Genomic DNA, 2,834 nt, shown 5'->3' with positions numbered 1-2,834 from the left:
TTCCACCCCTGCTGCTGGGCTGCCTCAAGCAGATATCCCCCACCAGGACCAAACTCGAGCAGCCGTCCCGGCGATTGAAGGCCTGCCAAGTGCCTCCATTCCGCCAATTGGCGCTTCGCTAACTCTGTGCGACGCTGGTGTTCCTTGGGTGAAAATGCCCTAATTCCCTTCTGATCCGTTGCGACCTCGCCATCCATGAAGTAGTGGCTAGAGTAGAGCGTGTCGTAATATCGACCGCCTGGTTGTGGCGCGAGCCACATCAATCCATCTGTCTTATGCCGCACGACGCGCATTTCAACCCCGTTGAGAACGACTGAACCTACCACATCATCGTACGGCTGGCCATCCAACGGGCAGGCGACATCATGCAAGTCATTCACATCGATTGTCACATCCGCTAGCGAGGTATCCAGTAATGGCGGCACATCTGTAGAAGGACTCGCAAGCGCTGGTTCCTTGAGCACCTGACTCAGGACGGCATCAATATTGAAGAGCTCCGGAGGAAGAGGTAAGCCAAGAGACTGAATAAGTGCCTCCACTTGACTGCTCGGGAGAGCATGGAAAACGCGCGCTGTCTCCTCAGCGGTCGAGGCCCCATAGACGCGGGCATCTGTGAGATATGCTAGCAGCGCGCGTAGTGTCACGTGGAAACTGAGCGTGCGATCCAGCGTCGCCAGAACACGTTGGCCAAACTGTTGATCATCGTAATCGTTGTCTGCGGCGGCAAGGAGATGAAGAACGGCTCGGCGAATCGCTGCTGGCTGTGCGCTAAACTCGTAGAGGTCAAGGAGGGTAATGACAAGTTCCTCAATTGCCGGAGGTCCGCGATAGCCATGCGACTTGACAAAGACATGACGCAATTCATGCTGAATAGTCATTGCCAGCAACTCACGCGCGCCTGGAACATTCCTTGCCACTAGCCGGATAATGTCGATATCGAAGGTAAGGGTTCCGGGACCTTCTCGCGTAAAATGGGCGAGCCGGTCGTTGCCATCCATGATGACAAGGCGCGTGCCTTCAATCGGACAGCTAGCACACACCAGCGGCTTCAAATCCTGGATCATCCTCGAAATGAGATCCGCCGCAAACTGTTCCCCAGTCCGCTGCGTCAACTGCCCATCCGCTTGCAACACGCCGCCCGCCACTTCGCGTGGAACCTCATCCTGTGCTACGGTTCTGCGAATCGGAGCGGTTTCCTCACGCTTCCCTGCGCGCTCCTCTTGCAAAGCGGCTAGAGCCAGGTCTACGACACCAGCCATCGTCAGGCCGACAGACTCAGGACGGACGGCGTCTTTAAACCAGAAGCCATACTGGAACGTCGAGGGCGTTTGCAGCACCAGGTGGTCGTAGGGTCCCTCCACCGCCACCACCTCATGAACCGTCTCAGGGGCCACGACCGCCATCTCTCCAGCACGTAAGATCGTGACGTGCGGCTGCCCGTGCACGAGCGAGACGAGGGCGGCTTTCCCTTGGGTGATGAGGTACACCTCGGTGACGCGCTTCTTCCCATCGCGAACGGGATGTTTGTGCAGGGCTTCAACGGAATGAATACGGGTAAATGGCATGATGCCCTTCAGTGGCGAAGAGATGCGGTTCACCCCGGTGATATAGGGCCCAAAGGGTCCGGCGTACGTCATGGAGTCGGTGAGCCACTCCGTGCCCTGCGAGGGGCTCCACAGATCCCGTCGGTGGCCATGGCTGTAGATGAGCACCCCGTCGCGCTCCCATACGAGACCGCTGCGGTTCTCACCCAGGGAGCGCTCATACCATGCGGGAGCCTTCGCGGTCGTCACCACGAGCACCCCATTCCGCTTGACTCGCACCTGTGCTGGTTGCGGCTGTGTTCGTCCATCGATGAGAATCGCCCCAGGCTCCGTAAGCGTATATGAGTCAGCGCCGAGGGTCACCTCCACCTCACTGCCCAAGGGGATGATGATTTGCGTCTCGCCGGTAAACGCGGTGGTGTTCGTGAGGAACGCCGCAGCCGCGGCACCGTAATACGTGCGAGTCTGCGTCTCCTCATCCACCACATAGCTGCCGTCTGCCTGAAGAGGCATCACGCGCTCTCCGGTCTCGCTGATGACCACCGCCTGTGGTGGCGATGACGCAGCAGACGGCACAGCATTACCGGCTCCGCCGCTGACCGGCCGCAGGGCGAGGAAGAGTTTGTCGATCAGGTCATTGGTGATGTGCGGATGAATGGCGCGGGCGTAGTCGCGGAACGCGGAGGGAGTCTGATTTGTAATCGCCGCCTGGCGCAGGCGGGCAAAGCCTTCGCGGAGAAGCTCGTCGTCTTGGAAGACGGTCGGCAGGAGGGCGAGTAACGAGTCCAGTGAAAACGGCGGGGCCCGATCCGGAGCTTGAACGCGCCGGGTAGCCTCATACAGCACGCTGGTCAGCTCGACAGCCAACAGCGCGCTGACTTCTGGTTGAATCGCCGGCGGTGAACGCACCACATCCGCCCGCACGAGGATCGTCGGCTTGCCGTCTCGCTCGGCCACCGTCACCCACGCGCCACGGCCTTCCTCGGCCATGATTTTCGGCATCGCCTCCGGCGGGCACGCCGCGCACACCAACGGTGTCAGATCCTGGATCATACGAGCAATGAGATCCGCCGCAAACCGCTCGCCGCTGACATGTGTCAGGGTCCCCTCGGCAGTGAGCGTCGTCTCCGCCACCACCTGAGCCACCAACGCATCGAGATCGATGGTGCGGGGGGTCGGTTCCCGGCCGACCTGGAAGGTCACCGTCGCTCGGCCTTGCGCCAGGGCGCGCAAGACGTCCTCCCGCAGATCCTGGCGCGTCCACTCCACCCAATCGGTATCATCGGAGGA

At 60.5% G+C, this 2,834-nt stretch carries 1 protein-coding gene; it reads right to left on the bottom strand.

Going from position 1 to position 2,834, the window contains the following annotated elements:
• Positions 1 to 2,834: hypothetical protein (locus tag HY737_05365; protein MBI4597811.1), on the bottom strand; the 2,834-nt coding region annotated here is incomplete at both ends.

This window comes from Candidatus Omnitrophota bacterium (assembly GCA_016209275.1).
Classification (GTDB): domain Bacteria; phylum Omnitrophota; class Gorgyraeia; order Aquiviventales; family Aquiviventaceae; genus JACQWM01.
The sequence above is the reverse complement of the archived record's forward strand: the minus strand, read 5'-3'. Positions and strand labels throughout refer to the sequence as shown.